Below are 17,981 nucleotides of genomic sequence, written 5' to 3'. Positions count from 1 at the left end.
GTTTTATGAAAAAAATACTGATTTTATTTTTGGTTATTTTTTCGTTAAATTTTTCATTTGAATTAAAAAAAGAAAATTTTGAAATTAAGAAAAATAAGAGTTTAAAATTATCAGAAGAGGAAATGAAAAATCAAAGTGAAAAAATTGTTGAAGTTTTTAATAAAGAAATTTCAGATAGGATAGAAAGTAAAAATAAGGGTATTGAATATTCGGAAAATACTAATTTGGAAACAGGTGAAAAAAATTTTAAAGTGAATGTACCCGATGTTTTGATGAATAACAAAGTTTATGAAAAAACAATTTATGAAATTGAAAAAATTAATTTTATTTCAAAAAATAAAGTAGAAATAATTTATACAGAAAAATCACCGAATATTTTTAAAATTATGTTTTCTGAAGAATTTAATAAAATGTTAGAAGACAAGATTTCGAAAGAATTGGGATATAAATTGGATAAAGAAAAAATTCAAAAATTATCCGATGAAGAAAGACTGAAAGCAAATGTAATAATTTTATATGAATCTCGAAATGAAATGCTAAAAAGATTGGAAAATAATCAATTTGAATATATGACTGAGAAAACGAAAATGATTTTGGAAAAAAAGAAAAAAGAATGGGAATATAAAAATGAAGAAATATTAGAAAGTGATGGTTTTGATATATTTAATTCTGTGTTTGAAAATTTAGAAAATAATTTAAATGAACAATAAAGAAAGGAAATGAAGTTATTCTGAAATTTTGGAATAACTTTATCTTATTAAAATGAGTAAAATAATTGATACGCATACGCATATTTATGATAAACAGTTTGAAAATGATTTTGATGATGTGATGAAAAGGATTGAAGATGAGCTGGAAGGGATTGTGAGCATTGGGTTTGATTTAGAAAGTTCACTTAAAAGCATTGAACTTGCGAATAGATATTCGTTTGTGAATGCGGTAATTGGAGTTCATCCTGTGGATATAAAAAAATATAATGATGAAGTAGAAAAAGAACTCGAAAGATTAGCATTGACTGAGAAAAAGGTTGTTGCGATTGGGGAAATTGGGCTGGATTATCACTGGATGGAAGATCCGAAGGATGTTCAGATTGCTGGATTTAGAAAGCAGATGGAACTAGCAGAAAGAGTAAAAAAACCAGTTGTTATCCATACAAGAGAGGCTTTACAGGATACACTTGATGTTTTGAAGGATTATAAAAATGTTGGCGGGATTTTGCACTGTTATCCAGGTTCTTTAGAAGCAGCAAAGCCGTTTTTGGATAGGTATTACTTAGGAATTGGTGGTACTTTGACGTTTAAAAATAATAAAAAGACGAAGGAGCTTGTGAAGGAATTGCCTTTGGAAAAAATTGTTCTGGAAACAGATTGTCCGTATTTGACACCTGTGCCTTTTCGAGGGAAACGGAATGAGCCAGTTTATACAAAATATGTAGCGGAAGAAGTAGCTAGAATTAAGGAAATTTCGGTAGAGGAAGTTATTAGGGTAACTACTGAAAATGCTAAGAAAATTTATGGAATGTAATGGAATTTAAAAATTAAATGTAGGAGATAAAATGTGTATTGAAAAAGAAAATAAAGATTTTAAAAATCCAATAGAGTATAAATTAGAAAAAAAAGATGGAAATGCACGTGCGGGAGTTATAAAAACACCACATGGAGAGATAAAAACACCAGTATTTATGCCAGTTGGAACGCAGGCAACTGTAAAGGCTATGACCAGAGAGGAGCTGGAAGAGATTAATTCTCAAATTATTCTTGGGAACACATATCATTTATACTTACGACCTGGAGATGACTTGGTAAATGATTTTGGTGGGCTTCACAAATTTATGAGATGGGATAAGCCAATACTTACTGATAGCGGTGGATTTCAAGTGTTTAGTCTTGGAGATTTGAGAAAGATAAAGGAGGAAGGTGTTCATTTCCGTTCCCATTTAGATGGCTCAAAGCATTTTTTATCGCCTGAAAAATCTATTTCGATTCAAAATAATCTGGGAAGCGATATTATGATGGTGCTGGATGAATGCCCCCCAGGATTGTCAACACGTGAATATTTGATTCCGTCCATTGAAAGAACTACGAGATGGGCTAAGCGTTGTATCGAAGCAAATAGAAATAAGGATAAGCAAGGGCTTTTTGCAATTGTACAAGGTGGAATTTATGAGGATTTGCGGGATAAAAGTCTTGAAGAGCTGTACGAGTCTGATTATGGTTTTGCTGGGTATGCTTTAGGAGGGCTTGCCGTTGGGGAGCCACGTGAGGATATGTACAGAATTTTGAAATATATTACACCCAAATTGCCTGAAAATAAACCGCGTTATTTAATGGGAGTGGGAGAGCCTGTGGATATGCTTGAGGCTGTGGAACATGGAATTGATATGATGGACTGTGTTCAGCCGACAAGAATTGGTAGACACGGGACTGTTTTTACAAAATATGGAAGGCTTGTTATAAAAAATGCGATTTATTCACGAGATGACAGACCGCTTGATGAAGGTTGCGACTGTTATGCCTGCAAAAATTATACGAGGGCGTATATTAGGCATTTATTCAAGGCTGGAGAAATTTTGGGACAGAGGCTTGCGACATATCATAACTTGCATTTTTTGCTAAAACTTATGGATAATGCACGTGAGGCAATTATTGATGGAAAATTTAAGGAATATAAGGAAGAAGTGCTGAGAAATTATGCGATGGGTAAAGAAAGTGAATGGATAAAACCGAAGTCGATATAAGATTAAATAAAAAATTGTAATTTTGAGGCGATTTATATTTGAATCGTCTTTTATTATTGACTTTTTTTATAATTATGATAAAATAAATAGAAAGTTTTTTCTAAAAAGAAATAAATAAAAAATAAGAAGAAAAGTAGGTGTAAAATGAAAAAAAGACTAATTTTTGTAGCAATTTTGGTTAATTTAATTTTTGGAGTGCAAGGATTTTCAGAAGTAACTTCAAAGAACTCTGATAAAGTAATAGAAAAAGTAATTGAAGAATACGATAAGGGAAACAAGCAGAAAGCAATGTCAATGTTAAAGGAAAATATATTAAAAAATCCTTCAAATCTTGAATTAAAAGTTTTTTTGGGAATGATGTATGAAGATATGGGTAAAAAGAAGGAAGCTGAAAAAGAGTTAAATGAAGCAGTAGCATTACAAAAAAAATATCCTTTTATAGGAGATGATGGGAAAAAATACGATATAAGATTAATAATTGGAAATCTTTATGCATCTGGAAAAGAATATGAAAAAGCATTAAAATGGTATAAAGAAATTGATGATAAATATATGAAGGATGTGATTGGATTAAAAGAATACATGATAGGCGTTTCAAATTATGCATTAAAAAATCCTGAAGAAGCAAAAAAATATTTTTTAAAATCATATATTAATGATAAAGAAGGAGATTCAGAAGACTTTTTAGGACAAATTTATTATGAAGAGGGAAATCATAAGGAAGCTTTGAAGTGGTATTTAAAGTCAGTTGAAAAAGGAAATACAGATACATACCCGAACTTAGGAATTTTTTATATTAACTTAAATGATAATGCAAAAGCTTTGCAATGGTTCAGAAAAGCATTGGAAGAGGCAAAAAAATCAAAAGATGCTGAAAAAATTAAGGATATACAGGAAACCATCAAATATATTGAAAGTGGAAATTAAAATTTTACAATGTAAAAACTAATAGAAATATTAGACTAAATAGAAAGAAGGTACAGGATGAAAAGATATTTAATTTTACTATTATTAATGGCAAACTTAGGGCTAGGAGTTCAAAGTTTTGCAGTGATGACAAAAGATGAAAGAATAAAATTAGAAGATCAGATAGATGAAGCATATGAAAAAGAGGATGAAGAAAAATTACTTCTCTTAATTACAAAATATGTAAAAGAATTTCCAAATAATGCTGAATATTTAAACAGATTAGGAGTTCTGTATGATAACAAAGAAAATTATTTAGAAGCTGAAAAATGGTATTTAAAAGCTATAGAAAAAGGAAATTACAATGCAATCTCAAATTTAGCATACGTTTATTTTGAAAAAGGAGAATACGAAAAAGCAATAAAATATTATAAGGAATATCAAAAAATAGCAGATAATACTGATAATTATTATTGGATTGCAGCAGCATATGATGAATTGGAAGATTATAAAACTGCAAAAGAATGGTTTTTAAAATCAATAAAATTTGATAAAGATGGTTATTCAGAAGAGAGATTAGGAATAATTTATGCTAAAGAAGGAAATCAGAAAGAAGCATTAAAATGGTATTCAGCAGCTATTGAAAAAGGAAACTTGTGGGCATACGAAAGTTTAGCAGCTTTATACATTAGTATGGGAGATTATAAAACTGCAGACAAATGGGTAAGAAAAGGATTAGAAATGGCTAAAAAAACAAATGATACGGAATTGCAGGAAGAATTGCAAGAAACGCTTGATAATATTCAGGAATTAAGATAGTTTTTTTAATTAAAAAATTATTAAATATAAATAATATATAAGTCATATATAAGACAGGTAAAATATTTAGGGGCAGTCATTAAACAATACAACAAAGCTTTTCTGACTGTCTTTTTTTTAATTATTTTATTTTGGGATATTTCTTCTCATTGGACATTCTCCTCCTCGTAAATTTCTAATACCGTGTTTTTTTCAAATTTTTCAATTTCAAGTTTTTGTATTTCAAGCAAATTTTTTTTTATACAGCTATTCTTTTTTCAAAAATATAGGTTATAATTATATTGAGAAAATATTAAATATTTTAAATTAAAAAAATAAATTATATTGAAAGCGGTAATTAAATTTAAAAATACTAAATTAAAAAAGAAAGAAGTGGTGTAAAATGAAAAAAAAATTAATTTTACTGCTATTAATTGCAAACTTAGGATTAGGAGTTCAAAGCTTTGCGATAACACAAGACGAGTTAAATGCACAGGTAGATGAAGCAGCTCTTAATAGGGATATAAGAAAATTATTGTCTCTTGCAGGGAAATATCCAAATGATAAGATTCTTTTAATTACGATAGGATGGTTTTATGCAAATGAGGGAAATTCTTCAGAAGCTAAAAAATGGTATTTAAAAGCTATAGAAAGTGGAAGTTCTCTAGCATATTTTTATCTAGGAAGGGCTTATGTTGAAAGTGAAGAATATAAAAAAGGATTAGATTGTCTTCTGGAATATAATAAAATATTAAAGGAAATATTAATAGAAAATCCATATTATATGGATTATGTTCCTGAGTATTATTACTGGACTGCAGAAGCATATTATGGATTGGGAGATTATAAAAATGCAAAAAACTGGTACTTACTAGCAATAGACTATATTAAGCAAGATAATTATTTTTTTGGTCATCCAGAACAAGGATTAGGGATTGTATCTAGGGACGAAAAAAATTATAAAGAAGCAGAAAAGTGGTTTTTAGCAAGTATTAGAAAAGGATTTTTGCGATCATACTACAGTTTATCACTTCTATATGAGGAAATAAACGATATAGAAGCTTTAAAAAAATCGGTAAGAGAAGGAATAGTAAAAGCTAGAAACGCAGGCAATATAGAATTGGTGAAAGATTTAGAGAAAAGATTACGAGAGGCGGCTAAATAATAATAAATTTTTTGATTAAAAATTGTTAAGTATAAATAATATATATAAGTCTTATATATAACATATATTTTACAAAATGATTGATTTTTGCTATAATACTTATGCATAAATTAATGAAGTAAAAAATAGAAAATTTGGAGGAAATTATGTCATTATTAATTTTAGTCTTATCATTATTACTGATTATTGAAATTTTAGAAATCATAGTCGTGCAAAACAAACAACATGCTGCCTTAAAAGTTTCTAAAAATGATTTTATTATGTCGGTAAATGGTAAAGATGTAATGACTAATTTTGCTGCAAAATAATTAGTAAAATCATATACTTAGAATAATAATAAAAATTATAACTTTAAAGGCGATTTATATTAAGTCGTCTTTTATTTTTTTAAGATAAAATTTATAATTTTAGAAATTTTACTGTACACATATAAAAAGGTAAAAATTTTATAAAAAATGTGATAAAATATAGACAAAGCCGATTGAAATTGAATTTTAGTTTGGATTTAAAGAATTTTGGTATTTAATCAAGTGGCTTTAAGTAACGCTGAAGTGAATTAGAGCCAGTTTGAATATTTATTTATACAATAATGTGTAGAAAATCTTGGAATTTTGGGATTATCTGCATTTGGAAAACATAAAAAATTTTTAGGAGAGTGAAATCAATGACAATGAAAGGAAAAGGAAGAAGTAACAACTTGACAAGAGGAGAGGCTAGAGCTCCACACAGATCGCTTTTGAAAGGGTTAGGATTTACAAGTGAGGAAATGGATCGTCCAATTATTGGGATTGCTAATTCATTTAATGAAATTATACCGGGGCATGTTCATTTGAAAAATTTGGTTCAGGCTGTGAAGGATGGTATAAGAATGGCTGGAGGAGTTCCAATGGAATTTAATACAATTGGAATTTGTGATGGACTTGCAATGAATCATATTGGAATGAAATTTTCACTGGTAACAAGAAACATAATCGCAGATTCAATTGAAGCAGTTGCAATGGCTACTCCATTTGATGCGATTGTATTTATGCCAAACTGTGATAAGGTAGTGCCTGGAATGTTAATTGCAGCTGCAAGACTAAATATACCTTCAATATTTGTAAGTGGAGGAGCGATGCTTGCGGGAGTGTATAAAGGAAAGAAGATAGGGCTTAGTAATGTGTTTGAAGCAGTTGGAGAATATGAAGCTGGATTAATAACTAAAAGAGAACTTAATTCTGTTGAAGAAATGGCATGTCCGACTTGCGGATCTTGTGCAGGAATGTATACAGCAAATACAATGAACTGTTTAACAGAAGCACTTGGACTAGGGCTTCCAGGAAATGGAACTGTACCAGCGGTATTTTCAGAAAGGATACGGCTTGCTAAAAAAGCTGGGATGCAAATTATGGAAGTATTGAAAGCAGATGTTCGTCCAAAAGATATTTTGACAAGAGAAGCATTTGAAAATGCGGTTGCAATGGATATGGCTCTTGGTGGATCATCAAATACCGCTCTACACTTGCCAGCGATAGCACATGAAGCAGGAATAAAATTGACATTGGAGGATTTTAATGAAATTGCAAAAATAACTCCGCAATTGTGTAAATTATCGCCATCTGGAGAACATTTTATAGAAGACTTGTATAGAGCGGGTGGAGTAACAGGAGTCATGAAAAGAATGCTTGAAAATGGAAGATTGCATGAAAATACAAAAACTGTAGCATTGCGTACTCAAGGAGAACTTGCAAAAGAAGCATTTATAAATGATGATGATGTAATCAAGCCTTGGAATAAGCCAGCCTACAAAACTGGTGGAATTGCAGTATTAAAAGGAAATTTGGCACCAGATGGCTGCGTTGTTAAAGAAGGGGCGGTAGATCCAGAAATGTTGCAGCATACGGGACCAGCGAAAGTATTTAATAGTGAGGAAGAAGCAGTTGAAGCAATTGTTGGTGGAAAAATTATAGCAGGAGACGTTGTAATTATTAGATATGAAGGACCAAAAGGCGGACCAGGAATGAGAGAAATGTTATCGCCGACAGCGATGATTGCTGGAATGGGACTTGATAAAGATGTTGCATTGATTACAGATGGAAGATTTTCAGGAGCGACAAGAGGAGCTTCAATTGGACATGTTTCGCCAGAGGCCGCTTCGGGTGGAAATATTGCTATAGTTCAAGATGGAGATATTATTGAAATTGATATTCCAAGCAGAACAATAAATATAAAAATTTCGGATGAAGAAATTGAAGCAAGAAAAGCTAAATTGGAGCCATTCAAAATTGAAGTAAAAGGGTATTTGAGAAAATATGCAATGCACGTGTCTTCTGCGGATAGAGGGGCTATTGAGATATTGGATTAATGTGTTTAACAAAGGAGAAGATTGAAATGGGAAATGGTGGAGAAAGTAAAGTTTTAAATATTGAGTTGACACAGGAAAAGATAAAATCAATAGTGAATGTTACTTATTCACAGCCAGTCAGCTATTTTAGAAAAAATATAAAATTGGAAATGGATATTTTGAAACCTAGTAGGGAAGGGAAATTTCCAACAGTGCTGTTTGTAACAGGTGGTTCATTTGCACATAGTTACAAGGAAAATTATTTACAGCAAAGAATTGAAATTGTAAAGGCTGGTTATGTGGTTGCGAGCATGGAATATAGAACTATTCCTGATGGAGTTTTTCCGCAAAGTGTGGAAGATGTAAAGGCGGCAATCAGATTCTTGAAGGCTAATGCTGATGAATATGGTATAGATAAGGAAAGAATAGCTATAATGGGTGATTCTGCTGGTGGATATCTTGTAGCAATGGCTGGAGCGACAAATGGAACAAGAGATTTTGACAAAGGTGAAAATTTATCTGAAAATAGCGATATAAAGGCAGTTATTGATATTTATGGAGTAACAGACTTTGGAGAAGTGGATTTTGAAATTCCAGATGATATTGATGAAGGTTACAGAGCAATATTATTATCAGTGAAATTTTGGCTAAATGATGTAAGAAATGATATAAAAGTAACAAACCCAATATCGTATATTTCTGACAAAACACCACCATTCCTATTGATGCACGGAGATGCAGACACTTTAGTCCCTCCAATCCATACAGAAAAACTTCACAAGGCATTAATTGAAAAAGGGATAGAATCAACAAGATATGTAGTAACTGGGGCAGGACATTCTGATGAATACTGGTTTCAGCCAGAAATTGTAAATATAATAATAGAGTTTTTAAATGAAAAGATAAAAAATGTCTAATATTTAAATAAAAAATAGTTAATGGGTATTTTTTCTGTAATTTTTATGTTTTTTCTTTTTTATAAAGCAAAGGGGAACAGTCGCCATCCCCTTTGCAAACCCGGCTTGTCTAAGCATTTTTTGAAAATAAAAATTAAACTCGCTTCGCTCAGACATAAATTTTTATTTCCAAAAAATCACGACATTTTTAACTTAATTCTACTAATTGTAATAGTAAAAAGAATAAGCAAAATTTCGTTAAAGGAAAAAGAACTGTTTGAGCTTTTGGAATATATTTTGAATGAAATGCAGTTACTTTTATTAAAATAGTTGAAATTCAAAAGCGAGTTTTCTTTTTTCTTTATAAGAAAGTTTTGCGTAAAGCGGGGATGTAAGGGCATGGCGATTGATGCCCTTACGTTAAAAAAATTAAAAATGTAAATAAAAAATATTATATAAAAATAGATATTTAAAATAAATAAAAAAATTTTGAAGAAGGTGGAGAAATTGCATAAACTTTATGATTTTATGGAAGCAAGAGAAAGATTAAATACTGTGATTACTAAGACTAAATTGATTCACAGTTCAGTATTCTCGAAAGAAACTGGAAATGATGTTTATATTAAGCCTGAAAATTTACAACGAACAGGTTCGTTTAAACTTAGGGGAGCATATAACAAGATTGCAAAATTGACGGAAGAGGAGAAGAGAAAGGGAGTTATTGCTTCATCAGCAGGGAATCATGCTCAAGGTGTGGCTCTTGCGGCTCAGAAACTGGGAATTAAGGCAGTTATTGTAATGCCTAAGTATACACCGCTTATAAAAGTGGAAGCGACTCGTCAGTATGGTGCTGAGGTTATTTTGGCAGGAGAAGAATATGATGATGCCTATAATTATGCGAGAGAACTACAGGAAAAGGAAGGGTATGTGTTTATTCACCCGTTTAATGATGACGATGTCGTGGAAGGCCAGGGAACGATTGCGCTTGAAGTGTTAGAAGAATTACCTGATGCTGATATAATTCTTGTGCCACTTGGAGGAGGAGGGCTTATTTCGGGAATTGCACTTGCAGCAAAACTGAAAAACCCTGTGATAAAAATAATTGGTGTAGAGCCAGAAGGAGCGGCTTCGGCAATTGCAGCTCTAAAAAATGGGGAAGTTGTAGAACTGCCTGAAACTAATACGATTGCTGATGGGACGGCAGTTAGAAAAATTGGGGAACTGAATTTTGATTATATAAAAAATTATGTGGACGATATAATTACAATTTCAGATTATGAACTTATGGAATCTTTTCTTTTGCTAGTTGAAAAACATAAAATTGTTGCCGAAAATGCAGGAGTCTTGTCGGTTGCGGCACTTAGAAAGATTAATGAAAAAGGCAAAAAAATTGTTTCAATTTTGAGTGGAGGGAATATTGATGTGCTAACTATTTCTTCTATGATAAATAAAGGGCTTATTGTAAGAGGAAGAATATTTAGATTTTCAGTGAATTTGCCTGATAAACCAGGACAATTGGTTGCAGTTTCGCAAATTCTGTCTGAACAAAATGCAAATGTTATAAGACTTGAACATAATCAGTTTAAAAATCTTAACAGATTTCACGATGTAGAACTTCAAGTTACTGTTGAAACAAATGGAGAAGAGCATATTAAGAGAATTATTGAAAAATTTAATGAAAAAGGGTATGTAATTGAAAGATTAAACTCTCAGGAAATAGAATAAAAATAAAAAAATAAAATTTAAAAAGAAAAGGTGGTTGAAAGATGAGTAGCGAAATGATAAATGGTGCGAGAATATTACTGGAATGTTTGCACAGAGTAGGAGTGACTGATATATTTGGGTATCCCGGTGGAGCGGTAATACCTATTTATGATGAAATTTACAGCTTTGACAAGATTAAACATTATTTTGCAAGACATGAGCAAGGAGCGGTGCATGCAGCGGATGGATATGCGAGAGTTTCTGGAAAAGTGGGAGTTTGTCTTGCAACTTCCGGCCCTGGTGCAACTAATTTGGTTACAGGAATTATGACTGCGCATATGGATTCTATACCATTGTTGGCAATAACTGGGCAGGTAAGAAGCAACTTGCTTGGTAGGGATGCTTTTCAGGAAACTGACATTGTAGGAATTACAGTGCCGATAACAAAAGTAAATTATCTTGTGCAAAGCATAAAAGACATTCCAAAAATAATAAAAGAGGCTTATTTCATAGCTTCTACTGGAAGACCAGGACCTGTATTAGTAGATATTCCTAACGATATTCAACAGCAGGAAATATCTTATGAAGAATTTAACAGATTATTTGATAAAGAAGTGAAACTGGAAGGATATGACCCGACTTATGTAGGACATCCTGTACAGATAAAAAGAGCTTTATCATTGATAAAGAAAGCTAAAAAACCGTTAATTATTGCAGGAGCAGGAGTTATAAAATCAGGAGCTTCAAAAGAACTTCTGGAATTGGTAAATAAAACAGATATGCCTGTTGCAACAACCCTTTTGGGACTTGGAGGATTTCCTGAAAATCATGAATTGTCGCTTGGAATGCTTGGAATGCACGGGACTGTTCCGGCAAATTTTGCCACAGATGAGGCTGATTTAGTAATTGCGGCAGGAATAAGATTTGATGACAGAATAGCTGGAAATCCGAGTAAATTTTGTGAACATGCAAAAATAATACATATAGACATTGACCCAGCTGAAATTGATAAAAATAAAAAAGTTGATGTGCCGATAGTTGGAGATTTAAAAAATGTGCTTGCTGAAATAAATAAGGAACTTGAGCCTAAGAAACATACAGAATGGACAGATAAAGTGAAAGAATGGAAAAATGAATATCCATTGGCACATAGAAATGTTGGAGAAGACAAATTGCTTCCACAGGAAGTTTTAAAGGCAGTTAATGATATTCTTGATGGAGATGCAATAGTTGTAACAGATGTTGGACAGCATCAAATGTGGGCTGCACAATACTTAACTTTTAAAAATCCTGATACAATTGTAACATCTGGTGGAGCTGGAACAATGGGATTTGGAGTACCTGCGGCTATGGGAGCGCAAGTTGGAGCAAAAGATAAAAAAGTTGTGCTAATTGTTGGAGATGGCGGTTTCCAAATGACGCTGGAAGAAATAATGATGATTAGACAATATAATTTGCCAGTAAAAATAGTTCTTATAAACAATTCATTCTTGGGAATGGTAAGACAATGGCAAGAATTGTTTAAGGATAGAAGATATTCTTTTGTTGAGTTGGAATGTAATCCTGATTTTGTGAAAATTGCAGAAGCTTATGGAATAAAATCTGAAAGATTGAAAACAAAAGAAGACTTGAAAAATAGATTAAAAGACTTAATTTTATCAGATGAAGGTGCGATAATAGACTGTATTGTTGAAAAAGAAGAAAATGTTTTCCCAATGATACCTGCAGGAAAAACTGTAAGTCAAATGATAGGTAAGAAAGGAGTATTAGAAAATGAATAAAGAGCATGAAATATTGATAATTACCAAAAATACAAATGGAATTGTAGCAAGAATAATGTCCCTTTTCAACAGAAGAGGATATTCAGTAAATAAAATGACTGCTGGAGTTACAAATAAACCAGGTTACGCAAGACTAACACTTACTGTAGATGGAGATGACAAAGCATTAAATCAGATTCAAAAACAAGTTTATAAAATAGTTGATGTTGTAAAAGTAAAGATTTTCCCAGCAGAAGGCGTTATAAGACGTGAACTTATGCTTATAAAAGTAAAATCTGACGCTCAAACTAGAGCTCAAATCGTTCAAATTGCGGATATTTATCGTGGAAAAGTACTAGATGTGGCACCGAACTCGCTTGTGGTAGAACTTACAGGAAATGTAAAAAAATTACGTGGATTTGTGGAAATGATGAAAAGTTACGGAATACTGGAAATTGCCAAAACAGGGGTTGTAGCAATGAGCCGTGGAGAAAAAATGTAATATTTTTAAAAATCAAACTTAAAAATTATAATTATTTATTCAGATTGAATATTATTCGGCAGGGGGTAAAGTCCCCTTGTCAAAACAAAAATACCAAATTATCAAACATATCTATTAAATAAATAAAGAAATTAGAGTATAATTTCAAAAAACAAAAAGTATAGAAGGGAAATACTGAAATGAGTGTAAGTCAGCATTGGGAAAAGGAAAAATATGAGAAAAATGCACGTTTTGTATCAGTTTACGGAGAAGATTTGATTGAATGGCTAAATCCTCAAAAAGATGAGTATATCTTGGATTTGGGCTGTGGAGATGGAGTATTAACTAAGAAAATTACCGAATATGGGTGCAAAGTTTTAGGGCTTGATGGAAGTCAGAAATTTGTTGAGGCGACAAGAAAAATTGGAGTTGAGGCAGTGCAGGGAGATGCACAGAATATGAAGTTTGAAAATGAGTTTGATGCGATTTTTTCCAATGCGGCGTTACATTGGATGACTAATCCCGAGAAAGTAATGGAAGGAGTATCTAGAGCCTTGAAAAAAGGCGGACGTTTTGTAGCCGAGACGGGCTGTAAAGGAAATGTGGGAAAAATAGAAAATGCTATTTTTGAAACTGTAGAAAAACATAACTTGAAAGCTAAGAAATGCTGGTTTTTTCCAACTCCGGAAGAAAAAACGAAATTACTTGAAAAATATGGATTGAAAGTAAAAAGAATGATAAGCTTTCCCCGTCCTACTTTGCTTCCAACTGGAATAAAGGGATGGCTTCAAACTTTTTCAGCACCTATTCTTGTGAATATTCCTGTTGAATTACACGAAAAATTGATAGATGAAATAACAGAAAAATTAGAAAATGAACTTGAAAAAAATGAGAATGGACAAATTCTGGCAGATTATATTAGATTGAGATTTGAGGCTGTGAAAGAATAGAGAATCTTTATTTTGAGAGGAAGATGAATTTGAAAACAATAGGACTAATAGGAGGAATGAGCTGGGAAAGCACAGTAACTTATTATAAAATAATAAATGAAACAATTAAAGAAAAACTAGGAGGATTACATTCAGCTAAATGTATATTATATAGCGTTGATTTTCAGGAAATAGAAGAATGTCAGGCAAATGGCAACTGGGAAAAAAGTGGAGAAATCTTGGGAGAAGCTGCTAATAATCTTGAAAAAGCAGGAGCAGATTTCATAGTTATTTGCACAAATACAATGCACAAGGTTGTTAACCAAATTAAAGAAAAAATCTCCATTCCAATATTGCATATTGCTGAAATGACAGCAGAGAAAATATTAGAAAAAGGATTAAAAAATATAGCATTGCTTGGAACAAAATATACAATGGAACAGGATTTTTACAAATCAAAACTTATTGAAAAGGGTATAAATGTTATAATACCTGATAAAAATGATATAGAAATTATAAATAAAATAATATATGACGAACTTTGTCTTGGAATTATAAATTCTAATTCAAAAAAGAAATTTTTAGAAATTGTTGATAAGCTAAAAAACAAAGGTGCAGAAGGAATAATATTAGGCTGTACTGAAATAGGGCTTCTTATAAAAAATGCGGATACTGATGTTCCATTATTTGATACAGCGATTATTCATGCAGAGCAGGCAGCAATTTATTCTATAAAATAAAAATAAAATGAAAAGCATTACCTATAAGGAGGAGACAATGAAAAAACATATTAAAATATTTGATACAACGCTAAGAGATGGGGAGCAGACACCACGTGTCAATCTTAATACACAGGAAAAATTGAGAATTGCAAAACAGCTTGAAAGTCTTGGGGTGGATGTGATAGAAGCTGGATTTGCGGTGGCATCACCAGGAGATTTTGAATCAGTTAAATTAATTGCTGAAAATATTGAGAAATCTACAGTTACAAGTTTGGCGAGAGCTGTGAAAAAAGATATTGAAGTAGCGGCAGAGGCAGTGAAAAATGCAAAAAAACCAAGAATACATACATTTATTGCAACTTCTCCGATTCATAGAGAATACAAACTAAAAATGACAAAAGAGCAGATTTTAGATAGAGTAAAAGAAATGGTGTCTTATGCAAAATCGTTTATTGACGATATTGAATTTTCTTCAGAAGATGCGACTAGAACTGAAAAGGAATTTTTGGTGGAAGTATATGAAATAGCTATAAAAGCTGGAGCCACTACACTTAATGTACCTGATACAGTAGGTTATAGAACTCCAAATGAAATGTTTGAACTTATAACTTATTTGAAAAACAATGTTAAAGGGATTGAAAATGTGGATATTTCTGTGCATTGCCATGATGATTTGGGACTTTCTGTGGCAAATTCGGTTGCGGCGATTCAAGCTGGAGCAACTCAGATTGAGTGTACAATTAATGGACTGGGAGAAAGAGCTGGGAATACTTCACTTGAAGAGATTGCAATGATTTTGAAAACGAGAAAAGACTTGTTTGAAGAATATTACACAAACATTGATTCAAAGCAAATCTACCCAACAAGTAAATTAGTAAGCCTTTTGACAGGAGTTTCAACACAGCCAAATAAAGCAATTGTTGGAGCGAATGCCTTTGCACACGAATCAGGAATTCATCAACATGGAGTATTAGCAAATCCTGAAACTTACGAAATTATGAGCCCAGAATCTGTTGGAAGAAATCCGGACAGTTTAGTGCTTGGAAAACATTCAGGAAAACACGCTTTTGTACAAAAATTAGAATCATTAGGATTTAATCATGTTGGAAGTGACAGAGTAGAAGAATTATTTGCACAGTTTAAAAAATTGGCAGACAAGAAAAAATATGTTTTAGATGAAGACATTATCGCATTAGTTGCTGGAGAAGCGGCAAAAATAGAAGGAAGAATAAAACTGGCCCACTTTGAAATTTCAAGACAGGAAGGGAAAAAGCCAAAAGCCACAGTTACAATTGAACTGGATGGAGAAAAACTGATTAAAGAAGCTCTTGGAGATGGACCTGTTGATGCGGCTTATAATGCCGTTAATCTAGCAGTAAGTGATACTTTTGTTCTAGAAGAATACAAGCTGGAGGCAATAACTGGAGATACTGATGCACAGGCACAAGTAGTTGTGATTATCGAGAAAAATGGAAACAGATTTATTGGTAGAGGGCAAAGTACGGATGTTGTGGAGGCTAGTATAAAGGCTTATATTAATGGGATAAATAGACTATACAGTAATTAAGTGAAAATACAGGAGAATAAAAAACATGATAATGATGCAGTATAAAGTAAAACTTCCAAATGATTTTGATATGAACAATATTAGAAAAAGAGTGCAAGAAAATGGATTTAAAACAGATGGATTTGAAGATTTATTTTTTAAAGCCTATTTAATTTCTGAGGAAAATAAAGAATATTCGCCATTATACTTCTGGAAAGATAACAAAGGAATGAATAAATTCATATTTGATGGTTTCTATGATAATATTTTAAATTCTTTTGGCTGGCAGACTATAAATATTGGAATACCATTGTTGCAAGAGTTTAATGAAAACTTTTCTAAAGCAAAATATTTATTGGAAATAGAGAATGAAACAAAACCGATGGAAAAAATGAAAAGAATGGAATTTTCTATATCAGATGATAAAATTGTCGGAAGAACATTAGTATATAACCCTGAAAATTGGAAATATACGGAGTATTATTTTTTTGAAGATGCTCCTAAAGAAGTAGAAAATTCAAAAGTGTACGAAGTTTTACATATTTCTCAATAAATTAAGATAAAAGAAATAGATTTTACGATAATTAAAATTGATTTTGGAAAGATGAAAATGGAAATAGATCTATTGGTAGAAGACAAAGTACAGATGTTGTGGAAGCAAGTATAAAGGCTTATATTAATAGGATAAATAGGCTTTATAATAAATAATTCTGAATGATCGAGAGGGAAACTTATGCCTAAATTGATTATAAATGATAAATCAAATATTAGACAAAATATTTCAATGAATTTTTTTCTAGATGATGAAATTATAACATTTAAAGGAACAAAAAAAGAAATTGAATATGTAGATTATGGAGAACATACAATTAAAGCAAGTACACTTTTTGTTAAAAGTTCGGAACAAAAAATAAATATTGAAAAAGAAGTTATGGAAATTGAAATAAGATTTAATTGGAAAAATTGGTTATTTGCTTTGATATTTTGGCTTTCAATTACAATTTTATTATTTAAAACTTTAAATGGAGAAATAGAAACAAGTAAATTCCTTTTAAGCGCTTTGACACTTGGTGTATTGGGTAATTTGTGTCTTATTATAGGAAAGCCTTTAGTTTTGAAAGTAAAAGAATAGATAAAATACTAATGTTAGTTTAGGTAGAGATGGAGGGAATTTTCTGATTTTTTAAATACAAAAAGTGTGAACACCGTTCGCATAATTTAGAAAACTTTTATTGTTTTATGGTTTTGGAAAATGGCGAACACTGTTCGCCAAATTAATTTCAAAGATTATAGGTTAAAAATTTTTTTAAATATGGAAATCGCTAATTTTTGTATTAAATTTAAATGTATCCAAAAAGTTTTAATAAAGTATTTTGAAAAATTATTTATAGAAAAGAGGGAATTCAAAAATGAAAACAATAGTTTTTTCACATCCTTACAGCAAAAGTTTTAACAAGGCAATTTTAGATAATATAGTCCAAAAACTTGATGAAATAAAAGAAAAATATACAATTATAGATTTGAATAAGGATGGATTTAATCCTGTAATGACAGAAGAAGAATTATCTTTGTATTCACAAGGGAAAAGTGTTGATCCTTTAGTTTTAAAATATCAGAAAATATTGAAAAATACTGATGAACTGATACTTGTATTTCCGATCTGGTGGATGTCAATGCCTGCGATATTAAAAGGATTTTTTGACAAAGTTATGGTTAAAGGATTTGCATATGAAAATACACAGAATGGAATAAAAGGGCTTTTGACTAATGTAAAAACGGCAAAAATGATTACAACTGCTACAGCACCAAAATTTTTGTTAAATATAACAGGTTTTGGGATTACGATGAAAAAAGCCAATCTTGGTGGAATTGGGATAAAGAAAACTAAATGGATTCATTATAGTTTTAGAGCAAAAGGTAAAGATGAGGATAGGAAGAAATTTCTTGAGAAAATTAAGGAATTTGTGAGTAATTAGGAAGAAAAATAGAAAATACTCGTATTTAAAGCAAATGA

At 31.4% G+C, this 17,981-nt stretch carries 18 protein-coding genes; all 18 read left to right on the top strand.

All coding sequences use genetic code 11. The features are described 5' to 3' along the window. Positions 1–5: 5 nt before the first annotated feature. The 18 genes from LEBU_RS08720 to LEBU_RS08630 all read left to right on the top strand — a co-directional run bounded on the left by LEBU_RS08720 (position 6) and on the right by LEBU_RS08630 (position 17,943). On the top strand, positions 6–710 hold the full coding sequence (locus tag LEBU_RS08720; RefSeq protein ID WP_015769973.1) for a hypothetical protein: 705 nt from the start codon (positions 6–8) through the stop codon (positions 708–710). Between the two features lie 52 nt (positions 711–762). Further along, positions 763–1,524, top strand: a complete 762-nt coding sequence (locus LEBU_RS08715) for a TatD family hydrolase (protein WP_015769972.1) — start codon at positions 763–765, stop codon at positions 1,522–1,524. Between the two features lie 31 nt (positions 1,525–1,555). Beyond that, positions 1,556–2,737 carry a tRNA guanosine(34) transglycosylase Tgt gene (tgt, locus tag LEBU_RS08710; protein WP_015769971.1) on the top strand — a complete coding sequence of 394 codons (1,182 nt, stop codon included), beginning with the start codon at positions 1,556–1,558 and terminating at the stop codon, positions 2,735–2,737. Positions 2,738–2,881: 144 nt separating this feature from the next. Next, positions 2,882–3,664: a tetratricopeptide repeat protein gene (locus LEBU_RS08705; RefSeq protein ID WP_015769970.1), complete on the top strand. Its 783-nt coding sequence runs from the start codon at positions 2,882–2,884 to the stop codon at positions 3,662–3,664. Between the two features lie 57 nt (positions 3,665–3,721). Further along, entirely contained in the window at positions 3,722–4,462 is a 741-nt protein-coding gene (locus tag LEBU_RS08700) for a tetratricopeptide repeat protein (RefSeq protein ID WP_015769969.1), read from the top strand. 382 nt (positions 4,463–4,844) lie between these two features. Then, positions 4,845–5,606, top strand: coding sequence for a tetratricopeptide repeat protein (locus tag LEBU_RS08695; protein WP_015769968.1), 762 nt, complete (start codon positions 4,845–4,847; stop codon positions 5,604–5,606). A 146-nt stretch (positions 5,607–5,752) separates the two neighbouring features. Continuing rightward, a complete protein-coding gene (locus LEBU_RS08690) occupies positions 5,753–5,914 on the top strand; it encodes a hypothetical protein (RefSeq protein ID WP_015769967.1) in 162 nt (53 codons plus the stop codon). 356 nt (positions 5,915–6,270) lie between these two features. Continuing rightward, positions 6,271–7,950: a dihydroxy-acid dehydratase gene (gene ilvD / locus LEBU_RS08685; RefSeq protein ID WP_015769966.1), complete on the top strand. Its 1,680-nt coding sequence runs from the start codon at positions 6,271–6,273 to the stop codon at positions 7,948–7,950. A 26-nt stretch (positions 7,951–7,976) separates the two neighbouring features. Further along, positions 7,977–8,846: an alpha/beta hydrolase gene (locus tag LEBU_RS08680; protein WP_015769965.1), complete on the top strand. Its 870-nt coding sequence runs from the start codon at positions 7,977–7,979 to the stop codon at positions 8,844–8,846. 486 nt (positions 8,847–9,332) lie between these two features. Continuing rightward, entirely contained in the window at positions 9,333–10,550 is a 1,218-nt protein-coding gene (gene ilvA, locus LEBU_RS08670; RefSeq protein ID WP_015769964.1) for a threonine ammonia-lyase, read from the top strand. A gap of 41 nt (positions 10,551–10,591) precedes the next feature. Beyond that, the gene (gene ilvB, locus LEBU_RS08665; RefSeq protein WP_015769963.1) at positions 10,592–12,310 is read left to right on the top strand and encodes a biosynthetic-type acetolactate synthase large subunit; all 1,719 of its coding nucleotides are present in this window, start codon (positions 10,592–10,594) and stop codon (positions 12,308–12,310) included. Beyond that, positions 12,303–12,791 carry an acetolactate synthase small subunit gene (gene ilvN, locus LEBU_RS08660; protein ID WP_015769962.1) on the top strand — a complete coding sequence of 163 codons (489 nt, stop codon included), beginning with the start codon at positions 12,303–12,305 and terminating at the stop codon, positions 12,789–12,791. Before ilvB ends, ilvN begins: the two co-directional genes overlap by 8 nt. 179 nt (positions 12,792–12,970) lie before the next feature. Then, a complete protein-coding gene (locus LEBU_RS08655) occupies positions 12,971–13,720 on the top strand; it encodes a class I SAM-dependent methyltransferase (RefSeq protein WP_015769961.1) in 750 nt (249 codons plus the stop codon). A gap of 29 nt (positions 13,721–13,749) precedes the next feature. Beyond that, positions 13,750–14,439, top strand: a complete 690-nt coding sequence (locus LEBU_RS08650; RefSeq protein ID WP_203415694.1) for an aspartate/glutamate racemase family protein — start codon at positions 13,750–13,752, stop codon at positions 14,437–14,439. 37 nt (positions 14,440–14,476) lie between these two features. Continuing rightward, the gene (locus tag LEBU_RS08645) at positions 14,477–15,988 is read left to right on the top strand and encodes a 2-isopropylmalate synthase (protein ID WP_015769959.1); all 1,512 of its coding nucleotides are present in this window, start codon (positions 14,477–14,479) and stop codon (positions 15,986–15,988) included. A 25-nt stretch (positions 15,989–16,013) separates the two neighbouring features. Further along, complete coding sequence (locus tag LEBU_RS08640; RefSeq protein WP_015769958.1) at positions 16,014–16,520, top strand: DUF4865 family protein; 507 nt, start codon at positions 16,014–16,016, stop codon at positions 16,518–16,520. Between the two features lie 180 nt (positions 16,521–16,700). Then, on the top strand, positions 16,701–17,099 hold the full coding sequence (locus tag LEBU_RS08635; RefSeq protein ID WP_015769957.1) for a hypothetical protein: 399 nt from the start codon (positions 16,701–16,703) through the stop codon (positions 17,097–17,099). 277 nt (positions 17,100–17,376) lie between these two features. Then, complete coding sequence (locus LEBU_RS08630; protein ID WP_015769956.1) at positions 17,377–17,943, top strand: NAD(P)H-dependent oxidoreductase; 567 nt, start codon at positions 17,377–17,379, stop codon at positions 17,941–17,943. Positions 17,944–17,981: the final 38 nt, after the last annotated feature.

The sequence above is a fragment of the Leptotrichia buccalis C-1013-b genome, assembly GCF_000023905.1.
GTDB classification, from domain to species: domain Bacteria; phylum Fusobacteriota; class Fusobacteriia; order Fusobacteriales; family Leptotrichiaceae; genus Leptotrichia; species Leptotrichia buccalis.
Note: the sequence above shows the minus strand (reverse complement) of the source record. Positions and strands in the feature narration are given on the sequence as shown.

Coding starts and splice junctions, on each gene's coding strand:
- LEBU_RS08720 (WP_015769973.1), top strand. CDS start 6: ATGAAAAAAATACTGATTTTATTTTTGGTTATTTTTTCGTTAAATTTT.
- LEBU_RS08715 (WP_015769972.1), top strand. CDS start 763: ATGAGTAAAATAATTGATACGCATACGCATATTTATGATAAACAGTTT.
- tgt (WP_015769971.1), top strand. CDS start 1,556: ATGTGTATTGAAAAAGAAAATAAAGATTTTAAAAATCCAATAGAGTAT.
- LEBU_RS08705 (WP_015769970.1), top strand. CDS start 2,882: ATGAAAAAAAGACTAATTTTTGTAGCAATTTTGGTTAATTTAATTTTT.
- LEBU_RS08700 (WP_015769969.1), top strand. CDS start 3,722: ATGAAAAGATATTTAATTTTACTATTATTAATGGCAAACTTAGGGCTA.
- LEBU_RS08695 (WP_015769968.1), top strand. CDS start 4,845: ATGAAAAAAAAATTAATTTTACTGCTATTAATTGCAAACTTAGGATTA.
- LEBU_RS08690 (WP_015769967.1), top strand. CDS start 5,753: ATGTCATTATTAATTTTAGTCTTATCATTATTACTGATTATTGAAATT.
- ilvD (WP_015769966.1), top strand. CDS start 6,271: ATGACAATGAAAGGAAAAGGAAGAAGTAACAACTTGACAAGAGGAGAG.
- LEBU_RS08680 (WP_015769965.1), top strand. CDS start 7,977: ATGGGAAATGGTGGAGAAAGTAAAGTTTTAAATATTGAGTTGACACAG.
- ilvB (WP_015769963.1), top strand. CDS start 10,592: ATGAGTAGCGAAATGATAAATGGTGCGAGAATATTACTGGAATGTTTG.
- ilvN (WP_015769962.1), top strand. CDS start 12,303: ATGAATAAAGAGCATGAAATATTGATAATTACCAAAAATACAAATGGA.
- LEBU_RS08655 (WP_015769961.1), top strand. CDS start 12,971: ATGAGTGTAAGTCAGCATTGGGAAAAGGAAAAATATGAGAAAAATGCA.
- LEBU_RS08645 (WP_015769959.1), top strand. CDS start 14,477: ATGAAAAAACATATTAAAATATTTGATACAACGCTAAGAGATGGGGAG.
- LEBU_RS08640 (WP_015769958.1), top strand. CDS start 16,014: ATGATAATGATGCAGTATAAAGTAAAACTTCCAAATGATTTTGATATG.
- LEBU_RS08635 (WP_015769957.1), top strand. CDS start 16,701: ATGCCTAAATTGATTATAAATGATAAATCAAATATTAGACAAAATATT.
- LEBU_RS08630 (WP_015769956.1), top strand. CDS start 17,377: ATGAAAACAATAGTTTTTTCACATCCTTACAGCAAAAGTTTTAACAAG.